Here is a 14,074-nt window from a genome sequence, read left to right as displayed (position 1 = left end):
ATGAAGCTTTCGCTCAACACCATCACCTTCGAGTCGTACTCGGCCTGCAACCTGCGCTGCGTCTACTGCTACAACACGTGGAAGCGCCCCGAGGGGGATGCCCCCTTCCGCTACTCGCACCGCCAGGCGGTAAAAACGCTTAAGGAGATCTACCGCCAGGCCGACATCACCCAGCTGTCGATAACGGGCGGCGAGCCGCTGCTCAACGAGTACGTGGCGGAGCTCATCCTTACGGCCAAGCTAAAAGGGTCGAAGGTGTCCATCATCAGCAACGGCAACGGGGTAAAGGATGGCGACTACACGCTATACAGGGATCTGGACGTAGACCTGTTTCTGATGCCGCTTCACGCAGCCTCCTCCAGCATTCACGACTCGATGACACAGGTTGAAGGCTCGTGGCAACGCAGCCTCAGCTCTATCACCTCCTGCGCGGAGATGGGCTTCTACGTTGTGCCCGTGGTGGTGCTAACCCGGCTTAATGCACCTCAGATAGAAGAAACACTGCGCTTCATCAGCAACTTGGGGCTAAAACGGATTATGGTGAACCGCTACAACATCGGAGGAGCAGGCATCAACCACCAATCGCTGAGCCTCGGCCACGATGAGCTCCGCCAAGCATTCGGGAAGATAAACCGCATCTCGGAGGAGCTAACCCTGAACGTATCCTCCAACGTTTGCACGCCGTTTTGCGTGCTCAACCCCGCCGACTACCCCAGCATTGCCTTTGGCGCCTGCAGCCCCGATCCGTTCAGGCGCCCCCTAACGGTCGACGTTATGGGCAACCTGCGCACCTGCAACCACTCCCCAATTGTTGCCGGAAATATCTTTAAGGATCGCATTGAGGATATCGTAAATACGCCCTACATGAAATCGTGGAACGACACAACACCAACCTTCTGCGAGCAATGCGCAATGTACGCCCAATGCCGCGGAGGATGCAGGGCAGCCTCCGAGCAGCTTGGCTTAACCCTTCGGCATGTTGATCCCTTAGTTACAATGCAAGAGTCGCTATAAACCAAAAAGGGGCTGCCCAACACATGTTGGACAGCCCTTTTTTTTGTCGCGATAGCTGCTGTTCTGCTAACGGCGAGCAGCCGTAACCAGATCTTCTAACTTCAGCGTTTTGCGGGTAAACACAAAGCGGCACTTCTGAAATCCGTTGGTAGGCCAGCCGCCCCAGACAACCGTATTACCTACCAAATTCTTGTAGTTGTATATCGCCTCAGTCTGCTTGTCTAAAGTCCAAATCATGGTATCCTTCCCCTCAAAGTCCACCGCCACATTCATAAACTTGTGGTAGATGGTCTGCTGCAAGAAGCTGGCGTTTACGCCCAGCAAGCTAAGCACGCTGGTAAAGGCGCTACCTCCAGCAATTGCCGTAGCCTGCAGCTTTGCCTCAACGGTAAAGTTGTCAACCTGCCCCTCGCCCACAAAAAACTCGCCGGTGTTAAACCGAAAGCTGGTGTAGTCAAACAGCTGATCCATCTTGCCAGCCACCTCAGCCCACTTCGAGCCGCCGTACACGATGTAGGTAAACATGGGTCCCATGGTACCCACCATACCGTTGTCGTCGGTGAGCTGAATGGCGGTAACCGGGAAGCTCACCTTTTGTGTGATGTCTATTCCCTGCTCATCGGTTGCCTGGGTAAGCACCCAGGTGCCCTGCATCTGCTGCTTGGTGGGTGGCGTAATCAGGTTGTTCAAGTCGCAGCTGGTAAACGCCGCAGCAGCAAGCGCCACAAGCAAAATCCTTCTAAAAATAGTCGTATGCATGTTGATTGGTGATTTTTGGCCAGGCATCTTCCGAGCGCGGCAGCATCAGTAATAGTATTAAAAGTTTCCCAAGCGGCAGCATTCATCAGCCCTGCCCGCTTTTCCGACAGCCGGCAAATATACACAAATCCAACAGCCCCCAAATAGGTCTTTACCCCTAAAATACAGCACAAAAAAAGCAGGAATCGAAAAGAAGCCCCGCAACAGAATAGGCAGCAAGAGGCGCTTTACGCCAAACCAGCCCTTCGCCATAAAGCACCCACTACCTACAAATAAAAAAGGAACGTATAGCAACGTTCCCCTTTTATTGGTAAGCACAAGACATCTGGCGCTACTTCATGGGCTTTGCAAACTCCTGCGACCAGTACTTGCCGTCAAGCGCCACCCCCATCTCGGTAAACAATCCGTTCATGATGTTTTTGCAGTGACCCTCGCTGGTCAGCCAAGCGCTTACTACCGCCTGCTCGGAGGGATAGCCCATGGCGATGTTTTCGCCAATAGCCGACCAGTTATAGCCTACACCCGTAATTCGTGTGGCTGGAGTAGAGCCATCGCTGCCGGTATGATCGAAGTAATTGTTCTTAGTCATATCTTGGCTATGGATAAGCGCAGCCTGTTCCAACTTATCGTTCCAGGTAACGGGGGGCACGGGCTGCATGTAGGTCGATCCGCAATTGCACCCCTTAGCGCGTGCATCATTTACCAGCTGCAGCAAAGCAGCCTTATTCACTGTTGATGTTCCAGCGGTTGATCCGGTGGAGCTCCCCGTACCTGTCCCGCTAGTGCCCGCCCCAGTGGTACTAGACCCACCACCGCTTGTGGTAGTCGTGGTGGTACTTCCCGTGTTGGTATTCGGCGTCGTTGTATTGGTGGTGGCGGTAGTCGTTGCCTTGCTCGGAGCAGGAACCTGCTCGTCGTCTGTTGTACAGCCAATGAAACCCGCCAGCAGGGCTAGCATCAGCATTACTAGTACGCTTTTCTTCCTCATTGCTACGATTTAAAATTTCCCAAATGTATCATAAGTCACGCCACAACCAGCTAGCAGCAAGCGCATTTAGCCAACGTTCGCACTCTATAGCATACGCAAAGCTAAACTAGAAGCAAACAAAAATCCCACAGGAAGCCTTCACGGCTTGCTGTGGGAAAGGACGGACTATAAACCTAAAGCTGACCTTTTAGGATGCTTTAAAAAAATTATCAGATTAGTAGCAGTAGTTCTCTGTACTTAGGAAGAGGCCACAGCTCATCGTCGATAAGCGTTTCCAGCTTATCAATGTGGTAGCGAATTTCCTCAAAGTAAGGCAGCACCTTGTAGTAGTAGTGCTGAGCCTTTGCCTCAAGTTCTTCGGTATTGTTAGCCACCTTACGCTCCTCGATCATGTCGTGCACCTTGGTACGGATTACCATAACGTGCTCCGAAAGCATTTTCAGAGTATCGATCTGAGGACCCGAAAGCGCTTTGGCTTCATCACCTAGCACCTCCTTCAACCCCTTAAGGTTTTCGATAAGGGTATTTTGATACTTGATAGCCGTTGGAATGATGTGGTTGATGGCCAAATCACCCAGCAGGCGCGACTCGATCTGAATCTTCTTAGCCACTGCCTCTAGGCGAACTTCGTAGCGAGACTCAATTTCGGGAATAGAAAGGATGCCGAACTCTTCGAATAGGGCGATAGCCTTAGGATCGAGATATGCCTTAAGGGCAACGAGCAGGTCCGAAACGCTGGCAAGTCCTCGGCGAGCAGCCTCGTCTCTCCACTCCTTGCTGTAGCCATTTCCTTCGAAGCGGATCTTCTTGGTCTCAACAATAATTTGGCGAAGCACCTGAAGGATGGCCTCATCCTTCTTTACGCCCTTTTCGATAAGCGCATCAACCTCGATCTTAAACTTAACCAGCTGCTGAGCAACTGCAGTATTAAGCACCAGTAGTGGCGATGCTACGTTGCTTGTCGAACCAACAGCACGGAACTCGAAGCGGTTTCCGGTGAAGGCAAATGGCGAGGTACGGTTACGGTCGGTATTATCTAGTAGGATATCTGGGATACGACCGATATCCAGCTTAATTTCGGTTTTTTCGTCTGGGCTAAGCTTCTTGTCGGTGATTCGCTCCTCAATCTGGTCGAGGATATTCGAAAGGGTTGTACCCAAAAATACCGACATAATTGATGGAGGAGCCTCGTTGCCGCCCAAGCGGTGCGAGTTCGAGAAGCTGGCAATACTGCTAAGCAGAACTGGAGCATGCTCGTCTACAGCCTTCATGGTATTGATTAGGAAGGTCAGGAACTGCGTATTGGTTTTTGGCGTCTTTCCAGGAGATAGCAGGTTGGTGCCGTTGTCGGTCATCATCGACCAGTTGGCATGCTTACCCGATCCGTTGATGCCCTTAAATGGCTTCTCGTGGAAAAGAACACGAAGCTTATGGCGGCGAGCGATGCGGTGCATCAGCGTCATAAGAAGAAGGTTATGGTCTACAGCCAAGTTGGCCTCTTCGAACATGGGTGCACACTCATATTGGTTAGGGGCAACCTCGTTGTGGCGAGTCTTTAATGGAATTCCCAACCTATACGATTCAACCTCGAAGTCTTCCATAAAGGCTTTAACCCTGTTAGGAATAGAGCCAAAGTAGTGATCCTCGAGCTGCTGGTCCTTTGCCGAGATGTTCCCCATAAGGGTACGTCCCGAAACCATAAGGTCTGGACGGGCAAGGAATAACCCCTCGTCAACAAGGAAGTACTCTTGTTCCCAGCCTAGGGTTACATTCACCTTACTTACATCCTTATCAAAGTATTGGCACACTTCGGTAGCAGCCTTATCGAGCGCATTAAGCGACTTGATGTGAGGCGTCTTAAAGTCTAGAGCTTCGCCGGTATAGGCTACAAAAATTGTGGGGATACATAAAGTTCCTTCGAGAACGAATGCTGGGGATGATGGATCCCAAGCGGTATATCCACGAGCCTCGAAGGTGTTACGGAGACCTCCACTAGGAAAGCTTGAAGCATCAGGCTCTTGCTGAACAAGCATCGAACCCTTAAAAGTCTCGAAAGATCCACCGTTGCGAAGAGGCTCGAAGAACGAGTCGTGCTTCTCAGCTGTTGTATCATTTAAAGGTTGGAACCAGTGTGCGTAGTGAGTTGCTCCTCGATCCATTGCCCAAGCCTTCATGCCTGCAGCAATCTGATCTGCAACCTTACGATCAATTCTACGACCTTCTTCAACTGCACTTATTACTGCATCAAAAGCCTCAGGAGAGAGGTACTGACGCATCTTAGCGCGATCAAATACATTTTCGCTGAAATACTTCGAGATATTCTCGCTACTCGGTGAAAACCGTTCAGCTTTTTTACTTGCAAGCTCTGTTAGTGCTCTAAAACGAAGTGTTGCCATAACCTAAATTTTTAGTTCCGGGTTCAAAAATATACATTTTACATCAAGCCCTGTCAATTTTCAACCAAATTCTCCATGTTTTAGTGTTTTTTACGCAACACCCCCATTTAACAAAAGCAACACAAAGCCAATTAAACATCTTTTTGCTTAAACACCCCCTATTTCGCTCCAATAATTGCACTTTTTAAAACAAACAATACATTACTGATTTTATGCATCATACAAACTAGCCTATTTCAATTAAAAAGGGGAACCCCATAAATAGATAGCCCCTTAAAGCTTTTAAATGCATTTTTACTTACAACCCCTCACATTTAAAACCTTCTTCTCAAATTGATGCATTTTACCACAACCACCCCCATATAATATAAACGTACATGCGTAAAAGAATCAAGAGTTAGGTCTGTCGAGTTTAAATCGAATGCGCAGGACTCCATTTTCAAAATCTGCCGACACAAGCCTAAACGTCCCAATTCCTTTGGTCGATGCTACATGAGGGCCTATGCAAGGGCAGCTATCAAAGTCGCCTATCTCCACGATGCGCAACAGATCACCAGCATCCTCTGGCAATCTGGAAAGATCAAATTGCGCTTCAGCCTCTTTCCTATCCATAAATCGAGTCGACACCGTTAGGTCCATATGAATAATACGGTTTACCTCGTCGCTAATGCCCTGTTCTTCGATAGGCGTAAGACTTCTCCCAAAATGATAATCGCATTTCGACTTTTTCTTCTCTATATGGTTGCTAAACGAGCGCGATATTCCAAACCGTCTCACCATAACCTGATTCAGTATATGTTCAGCGCTATGCATTTGCGGGTTATAGTTCTTTTCACTTGCCATTTTCTTTCTGTTTTTTTTACGAATCTAGCATTTCCTGTTGTCAGATTTTAAAAAGTAAAGTTATTCGCCTCCAATTACAAGAATTTTATGCCATACGGCACAAAATACACGATCAGACACAAGAAAAATAAAGCGACTACATACCACTGTAATTCTATTCATTACATCATGCAACACTCTTTTAAAAAATATTTTTTACACTACGACTTCTTTTTTTTACTTAAAAAAGTTAATTAATAAACAGAAATCATATCTTTGCACGCAGATAAGTTAATGAAAAGTTATTTGGCTGTTGGTCATGTATATTTAAGTTTAGGTAGCAAAACCTTTCAAACTTTCTTATAGCTAAACCTTAACAAAAAAAAGCGACCGCGGAGTAGTGGGCGCTTTTTTGTTTTTATCTCCTTTTCAAGGTACTGGATATCCTAATTCTTTCTCTATCTTAGAATGCTTTTTTGAAGTAAACCTTCATGGAAATGACAAGACGTTTTTTACTAATTGCAAGTATTTTATTTTCAAGTATTTTTCTCAAGGCAGAGAGCTATAGAAATATAACAGTAAGCCTGTTAACGGTATCGCCAGGAACCGAACTTTACTCACTTTTTGGGCACAGCGCCATTCGAATCCAAGATCCGCTGCAAGGTGTAGATGATGTTTATAACTTTGGCACCTTCGATTTTGACACCCCCAATTTTGGCCTAAAGTTTGTTTCTGGTCGCCTCGATTATATGCTTGCCAAAAACACCTACTCCCAAGTTTACCAGAGTTACCTTTGGGAACAGCGAGCAATGACAGAACAAGTTCTTAACCTAACAAGTGATCAAAAGAAGAAGATTATCGGCTTGTTAGAAAAGAATTATCTACCTGAAAATCGATTCTACAGGTACGCCTTTTTAGATGACAACTGTGCAACTCGCATAAGGGATGTCATTGAAGATGGACTATCCGACAGCACTGTTTTTAGCCAAGCCAAAACCAGCTATTCTAAACTAACCTACCGCCAGCTTCTTAGACAGTTTCTAACAGACTTCCCTTGGGTTAGCTTAGGCATAGACCTCGCAATTGGTCTCCCTGGAGATAAGGTTACCGACAATCGGGAGAAAATGTTTCTTCCAGAATACATGAGGCAGCTAGTCGAAGTAAGCACCCTAAAAAATGGAGAAAAACTGGCTAGCGAGACTCGTTCTCTGCTCACCGACATCAAGGAACCCTTCGAAACTATAAATTTTATTACCCCAATCTCCATATTTTTTGCGATGCTTACGCTTTCGCTAATAGGATTCTCCTCAAAACAATTTTCACGAATATTCAGTTCGGTATTCTACTTTGTACTAGGAGTACTGGGCATAGTGCTTCTGCTTACCTCTTTCGCAACAGACCATACTGCGCTAAGGAATAACCTAAACCTACTCTGGGCATTGCCATTCAACATCATAATGTTTCGTGCCGCAGGGAAACAGGCCATTAGCAAGTTTGCCCGTTACTACTTTCTTTCGGTAGGAGCTATTGCTGCACTCCTCCTTATTTTTTGGGGTAACTTCCCTCAAGAATTTAACAAAGCGCTTATACCTGTCTTTATTACAATCGTTGTAACCTCTGCTCAAATAGGCATTCAACGTTATGTTCCCAAAGAAACAGGGAAATCAAGCTGTACAAGAAAGAAATTATTTGTATAACCTCTTTCTCACAGAATCTAAACTCTTACACGCTATATTTGAAAAAAGATAGCCACTAACAGTAAAACTATGATTAGAAAAGCATCCGTAGTAGTATTAATGCTGATTTGCTTAGGTATATCAGCACACGGACAACAAGCCCCACTTGACAAGGCTAACGCATTGTTCAATGCAGGTGCCTACTCTGAGGCTATCAAGACATACCGCAATGGTGATTTTGTGCTGCTGCTACCCAAGGAAAGCCGTGGCGAAGTTTTCTTCAAAACGGCCGAAGCATATCGACTCATAGGACAATATCGTCAAGCCGAGATATACTACGAAAAGGCACAGGAAAAAGGCTACAAGGCTCCTGAGTTCTTTCTAAACTACGCCAAAGTGCTGCTTATCAACGAAAGTTACGAAAAGGCGCTTAGCAATTTCGAAGAGTATAAGAAGCTAAAGCCTAACAGCCCTGCGGTTAGCATTGGGATTCAATCTGTAGAGTTAGCCCAGAAGCTGAAGAAAAACCCAACCAGCTACGTAGTCGATCCACTACCTTTTATTAATGGTAAAACCAACGATTTCTCGCCAGCCATAATCCCCAACGACCCCAAGAAACTCTTCTTTTCATCCTCTCGCGTTGCATCAACTGGAATCAGCACGCATAGCGCCACTGGAGAAGAGTTCTCAGACATCTTCGTCTGCGAACTTGACAACCGAGACAAATGGGTTGACCCAAAACCAGTCGCTGGCATCAACAGCGATGTTGAAGAAGCCACGTGTACCTTTAACCAAGATGGTTCGGAGATATACTTTTCGCGTGCGCGCATCGCCAAACGCAAGCAAATGGGCTGCGAAATTTATGTGGCAAAAATGGAAGGTACCCGTTACGGGAACCCAATACTAATTCCTATTGCCGCAGATAGCGTAATAGTAACCCACCCCTCGCTTTCTGCTGATGGAAAAACGCTTTACTTTGCATCAAACCTAAGCGGTGGCATGGGTGGATTGGACATTTGGAAGGTTACCCGCGACAGCGATAAAGGCGAATGGGGAAAGCCCCAGAATTTAGGAGCAGAAATCAACACTGCAGGAAACGAAGCGTTTCCATACATTCACCCTGATGGGACCCTTTACTTCGCATCAAATGGTCGCCCTGGAATGGGAGGATATGATATTTTCATCTCCAAACAGCAAGGATCGAGCTACGTTGTCGAGAATATGGGCTACCCCATTAACTCTTCGTCTGACGATTTTGGCATTACATTCCTCCCCGGGAAAGAAACTGGATACTTTACCTCTCGCCGTCCTGGCGGCAAAGGAGAAGATGATGTGTACATGTTTCACCTTCCCCCTATTGCCATCAACATCGCAGGAGCAATTGTTGATTCTAAAAACAAAAAGCCCCTAGAAGGATCAATCGTCAAGATGCTGGGCAACGACGGCTCCACCGTTAACACCCAAACTGGCGGTGATGGTACGTTTAAGTTTATGATGAAACCCAACACCGACTACATCGTCATCGCCACCAAAAAGGGATACCTAAACGGCAAGTACAAGGTCAACACCTTCGACGTAAAGGGAAGCAAGGAGTATCTTCCCACAATAGAGGTAACCTCGTACGAGAAGCCTATAGAAGTGCCAAACATATTTTACGATTTCGACAAGTGGAACCTCAAACCGGAATCGACCGCCGCACTGGACTTGCTCATCGAAACGCTTAACGACAACCCATCAATTATCATCGAGATGGGTAGCCACACCGATAGCCGTGGAGGATTAGAATACAACTACAAGCTATCTCAAAATAGAGCCCAAGCAGCGGTTGACTACCTAATTGAGAAAGGTATTCCTACCGAAAGATTGCGGGCAAAAGGCTATGCATCATCGGCACCTAAGGTTGTCGACGAGCAGCTTGCCAAACAGTATCCCTTCCTCGCTGTAGGAATGGTGCTAAACGACCAGAACATTGCCAAACTCGATAGCGATGAAAAGAAGGATGTAGCCCACCAGCTAAACCGCCGCACCGAGTTCAAGGTAATCTCCACCACCTACATCGCCAAGGAGTAACATCTTCTTGCCTCCCAGGAGGACGAAAAAACACAGACTAGGAGGGTGCCAGAATTGCGGGCACCCTCCTTTCTGTTTGTGCTGAAGATGATGGATTACCTCTTGCGCAGCCCAATTCGAGGATATCCGCACGTGAAAGTACTCTTGTACCCTCTTAGTCCCAGACTTTCATACGTGAAAGTGTACTTTACTTTTGTATTCATAAGACTTTCACGCATGAAAGTCTATGTTTTAATTTTATATCTATCACTTTCATGCATGCAAGTCTATGATATAAATGAATAAATCCGACTTGCACAGCTGTAAGCCGACGTTTCACCCACGAATCGTAGACTTACACGCAGAAGAACCCTCAGCCATCCCTTCGCTTGCCGACTTGCAGGCCTGAAGTGTCAGCATTGGACTACGCTTGCAATCAATTCAGACAAGGAAGAATCCTCAAGAAGCGAAGTATTCATTCGAACCGAATAATGCCTCAAACTGCAGTTATGATGTGCATTTGCGCGAAGACTTGCCCCCTACAGAAGCGCGGAAACACGCGTTAACGAAGTGTTATTGGATGGGCTCCTGCCATAAGGCCGCCCCACCGCCCAATGGTAGTTTGAGGCAGGCACACCTTCCATCAGCACCAGCCAGCAAGCAAAAGAGGATGCCCAACTGCGTAGGCACCCTCTTTCAACGTCCATCCGCGCCACCAGCGCGCCTGCTATTTTTTTGCGGGAGTGTAGTACTTCATGATTTCGGGAAGATCTGCCCGGATCCTGTCGATACGCGCCTGCTCGGCAGGGTGCGTCGAAAGGAACTGAGGGGGCCTACCACCGCTGCTCGATGCGGCCATCCGCTCCCAAAAGGCAACAGCCGTTTCGGGGTTGTAGCCCGCCATGGCCATAAAGATTAGCCCCATCTTGTCGGCCTCCAACTCGTGGCTACGGCTGTAGGGAAGTATCACGCCAACCTGAGCCCCAATCGGGTAAAGAAGTTGAAAGGCCTGCTGTGTTTGCTGCGTTTTGCCGCTCAGCAAAATAGAGCCCACCTGCCCGCCCAAATCCAGCGCCATTGCCTGCGACATGCGCTCACCGCTATGGTTGGCTATTGCATGGGCTATCTCATGCCCCATAACTACGGCAATACCGTTATCATCCTTGCATATGGGAAGGATACCAGTATAAAAGGCCACCTTCCCGCCAGGCATGCACCAAGCATTAACGGTGGTATCATTCTCTATCAGGTTGAACTCCCACTTAAAGCCCTCCAACTGACCGGCCATTCCATGCTCGGCCATATACTGCTCCACAGCCTTCTGAATGCGACCGCCGACCCTTCTAATCCGATCAACTTGAACCTTATTTGTCGACAGTTTCGACTGCTCCAGTGTTTGTTTGTAGTTTTGCTCTCCAAGAGTTACCATTTCGCCAGACGACACCAACGAAAGTTGCCTTCGACCCGTTACCGGAACCGTCGTACACGCCGTAACGAATATACCTACGGCTGCCGCGAAAACAAGTAGTCTTTTCATGAGTTGAATTAATAAAGTATTTTCTTCGAACGTGTTTACCAGGCAGGAACAAATATAAGCCGAATAAAGGAATGTCGCTAACGGACGAAAAATAAAAAAGCCCAAACTTTCGTTTGGGCTTGTGGTGCCACCAGGAATCGAACCGGGGACACAAGGATTTTCAGTCCTTTGCTCTACCAACTGAGCTATGGCACCTTAACATCTATATGGCCCAGCACAAAACCGCCCCAATCACTTCAAAGCAAAAGCGCAACCTTTTCGCTGCGCTTTGATGGTGGTGCCACCAGGAATCGAACCGGGGACACAAGGATTTTCAGTCCTTTGCTCTACCAACTGAGCTATGGCACCATCGCTTTTGTATGAGCCTTCTTTCAAAGACGATGCAAAGGTACTTCTAATTTTCAATTTTGCAACACCCGCATCGCTTTTTTCCCGTTTACAGAACCAGCGCATAGCAAGGCTACAGAATTAGGCATACTCTCAGCAAAACCACCGAAAGAAATGGGTGCTAAAGCCGGCGCCTTACTTTTAAGGCTAATATTGCTACCTTTGCTCAAACTTCGCTTATGGACATTCAGATTTTCCATCTTTCCAACGGAATTCGTTTCATACACCAATACAATAACTCGGCAGTCGCCCATTGCGGCCTAGTTATCAACACCGGAACCCGCGATGAACTCTCCAACGAACATGGGCTGGCTCACTTTATTGAGCATGTGCTTTTCAAAGGAACAAAAAAAAGGAAAACCTTTCACATCAACTCTAGACTAGAGGATGTTGGTGGAGAATTAAACGCTTACACCTCCAAAGAGGATACGGCCGTTCATGCAACTATACTAAAAGGTGACTTCGAAAAGGCAGTGGAGCTCATCTCCGATATTGTTTTCAATTCCATCTTCCCTCCTAAAGAACTGGAGAAAGAAAAAGAGGTTATCCTAGACGAGATCAACTCGTACAAGGATAGCCCTGCCGATCTTATATTTGACGACTTTGAAGATTTACTCTTCAATGGAACATCTCTCGGGCATAACATTCTTGGCACAAAGAAGCAACTCAAGCGATTCACCCGAAAAAATATTCTAGATTTCATAGCCCGAACATACAATACCAACCAAATGGTCTTTTCTAGCATCGGCAAAATACGTCCCGAAAAAGCGCTTAAAATTGTAGAAAAGTATTTTGGAGGAATACCGGCAAACCCAAGGCAGTACGTCAGAAATGGCGTGCTACCCTACCAACCATTTACGAAGGCAATCTCGAAAAACACCTACCAAACACACTGTGTCATTGGCCAACGCGGTTATGCCTACTCCGATGAGAAACGCATTCCGCTTCTACTCCTCACCAATATTCTTGGAGGTCCAGCCCCCAACTCTCGCCTTAACCTTGCACTACGCGAAAAATACGGTCTTACCTACAACGTGGAAGCATCTTTTACCCCATATACTGATACAGGAACCTTTACCATTTATTTCGGCACCGACAAAGCTAACTTTGATAAGAGCCATGCGCTAATTTTTAAGGAGACAAAGCGACTACAAGATGATAAACTAGGAACGCTACAACTTCACAAAGCAAAGAAGCAAGTCCTAGGCCAACTCGCTATTTCAGGTGAAAGCAACGAGCAGGTTATGCTTACCAATGCCAAAAGCCTTCTCGTTTACAACACCATCGACAGTATGGAAACTATAGCGGCCCGAATCAACGCCATAACTTCCGAGAGACTAACAGACATTGCCAACGAGATATTTGACGCAAACAACCTTTCGTCCTTAACATACAACTAAAATGCTAGCAAAAGACATAGATGTTGAGCGTTACATGCTCAACCATACGACTCCAGAAGACCCCATACTAACAGAATTGAATAGGAGGACCCACCTTCAGGTACTACAACCACGCATGGTCTCCGGACACTTGCAGGGAAAAATATTAGAGATGATCAGCTTCATGATAACACCTGAAGCGATTCTGGAAATTGGAACATTTACGGGCTACTCTGCCATCTGTCTTGCCAAAGGACTTGCACCAAACGGCATTCTTCACACCTTTGAGATAAACGACGAACTAGAAGAGTTTGCTGCCGACTTTATTGCAAAAAGCAACTTGACTGATAAAATTATACAGCATATAGGTTCTGCACTCGATCTTGCCCCATCGCTAGAAATCAAATTCGACCTTATTTTCATTGATGGCGACAAGCGAGAATATCCACAATACTACCAAATGGCTAAACAGATGGTTAAACCTAAAGGGTATATCCTAGCCGACAACGTATTGTGGGATGGCAAGGTAGTAGAAACTCCTACACCAACTGACGACTACTCTAGGGGAATAATGGAATTTAACCAAATGGTACAAGACGATCCTCAGGTTGAAAACGTAATTATGCCCTTCAGAGATGGAATGACACTAATTAGAATGGTATAATTCCACCTAATCAAGTAACCTCCCCTTCTTCAAAATACTGGGATCTGGCAAAATATCAAGTTTCAAATATCTGCTTAACAAAAACCTTGCATTTGTTAAGGGTTCCATCGTTTTGCTTTAACTCGTCACACACTCAAACTCATCGTGGCTTATTTTCGCATACGAACACATCTAACAATAGCGCTTTAAAACTGTCTAGAAAATAATAATACACAGCCCTCCCTTGAACAGTTAAGTCATAGATATACAACTCGTAAAAGAATTCTTACAGTTATTTCTCACAACCAATTTTTCGAGAAAATAAAATGAATAACGTTTATTAGCTTAAATAAATTGAATTCACCCTCCGTGTATTTGTAATTTGAGACAAAAGCCCCCTGCGGCAAATTTTTATTTAGAATTA

At 46.3% G+C, this 14,074-nt stretch carries 10 protein-coding genes and 2 tRNA genes; 5 read left to right on the top strand and 7 right to left on the bottom strand.

Annotation, left to right across the window (positions count from 1 at the left end; all coding sequences use genetic code 11):
* A complete protein-coding gene (locus tag ACHZA1_RS11830; RefSeq protein ID WP_320052087.1) occupies positions 1 to 1,014 on the top strand; it encodes a radical SAM/SPASM domain-containing protein in 1,014 nt (337 codons plus the stop codon).
* Positions 1,015 to 1,080: 66 nt separating this feature from the next.
* On the opposite strand, the gene ACHZA1_RS11825 is transcribed toward ACHZA1_RS11830, so the two are convergent.
* The 4 genes from ACHZA1_RS11825 to ACHZA1_RS11810 all read right to left on the bottom strand — a co-directional run bounded on the left by ACHZA1_RS11825 (position 1,081) and on the right by ACHZA1_RS11810 (position 6,000).
* On the bottom strand, positions 1,081 to 1,773 hold the full coding sequence (locus ACHZA1_RS11825; protein WP_320052086.1) for a hypothetical protein: 693 nt from the start codon (positions 1,771 to 1,773) through the stop codon (positions 1,081 to 1,083).
* A gap of 331 nt (positions 1,774 to 2,104) precedes the next feature.
* Entirely contained in the window at positions 2,105 to 2,761 is a 657-nt protein-coding gene (locus ACHZA1_RS11820; RefSeq protein WP_320052085.1) for a CAP domain-containing protein, read from the bottom strand.
* A gap of 209 nt (positions 2,762 to 2,970) precedes the next feature.
* On the bottom strand, positions 2,971 to 5,157 hold the full coding sequence (locus ACHZA1_RS11815) for a glutamine synthetase III (RefSeq protein ID WP_320052084.1): 2,187 nt from the start codon (positions 5,155 to 5,157) through the stop codon (positions 2,971 to 2,973).
* A 390-nt stretch (positions 5,158 to 5,547) separates the two neighbouring features.
* Complete coding sequence (locus ACHZA1_RS11810; RefSeq protein WP_320052083.1) at positions 5,548 to 6,000, bottom strand: hypothetical protein; 453 nt, start codon at positions 5,998 to 6,000, stop codon at positions 5,548 to 5,550.
* A gap of 476 nt (positions 6,001 to 6,476) precedes the next feature.
* Between ACHZA1_RS11810 and ACHZA1_RS11805 the strand changes: the two genes are divergently transcribed.
* Both ACHZA1_RS11805 and ACHZA1_RS11800 read left to right on the top strand, forming a co-directional pair.
* A complete protein-coding gene (locus tag ACHZA1_RS11805; protein ID WP_320052082.1) occupies positions 6,477 to 7,676 on the top strand; it encodes a DUF4105 domain-containing protein in 1,200 nt (399 codons plus the stop codon).
* Positions 7,677 to 7,745: 69 nt separating this feature from the next.
* Positions 7,746 to 9,725: an OmpA family protein gene (locus ACHZA1_RS11800; protein WP_320052081.1), complete on the top strand. Its 1,980-nt coding sequence runs from the start codon at positions 7,746 to 7,748 to the stop codon at positions 9,723 to 9,725.
* 706 nt (positions 9,726 to 10,431) lie between these two features.
* Here ACHZA1_RS11800 and ACHZA1_RS11795 read toward each other — a convergent pair.
* From ACHZA1_RS11795 to ACHZA1_RS11785, 3 genes are all read right to left on the bottom strand, one after another.
* Entirely contained in the window at positions 10,432 to 11,241 is an 810-nt protein-coding gene (locus tag ACHZA1_RS11795) for a M48 family metallopeptidase (RefSeq protein WP_320052080.1), read from the bottom strand.
* Positions 11,242 to 11,363: 122 nt separating this feature from the next.
* A tRNA-Phe gene (locus ACHZA1_RS11790) sits at positions 11,364 to 11,436 on the bottom strand.
* A 77-nt stretch (positions 11,437 to 11,513) separates the two neighbouring features.
* Positions 11,514 to 11,589 (bottom strand) — tRNA-Phe (locus ACHZA1_RS11785).
* A gap of 218 nt (positions 11,590 to 11,807) precedes the next feature.
* On the opposite strand from ACHZA1_RS11785, the gene ACHZA1_RS11780 reads away from it, so the two are divergent.
* Complete coding sequence (locus ACHZA1_RS11780) at positions 11,808 to 13,028, top strand: pitrilysin family protein (RefSeq protein ID WP_320052079.1); 1,221 nt, start codon at positions 11,808 to 11,810, stop codon at positions 13,026 to 13,028.
* A 1-nt stretch (position 13,029) separates the two neighbouring features.
* Positions 13,030 to 13,671 carry an O-methyltransferase gene (locus ACHZA1_RS11775; protein ID WP_320052078.1) on the top strand — a complete coding sequence of 214 codons (642 nt, stop codon included), beginning with the start codon at positions 13,030 to 13,032 and terminating at the stop codon, positions 13,669 to 13,671.
* Positions 13,672 to 14,074 lie beyond the last annotated feature (403 nt).

The sequence above is a fragment of the uncultured Acetobacteroides sp. genome (assembly GCF_963667355.2).
GTDB lineage: Bacteria > Bacteroidota > Bacteroidia > Bacteroidales > ZOR0009 > Acetobacteroides.
The sequence above is the reverse complement of the archived record's forward strand: the minus strand, read 5'-3'. Positions and strand labels throughout refer to the sequence as shown.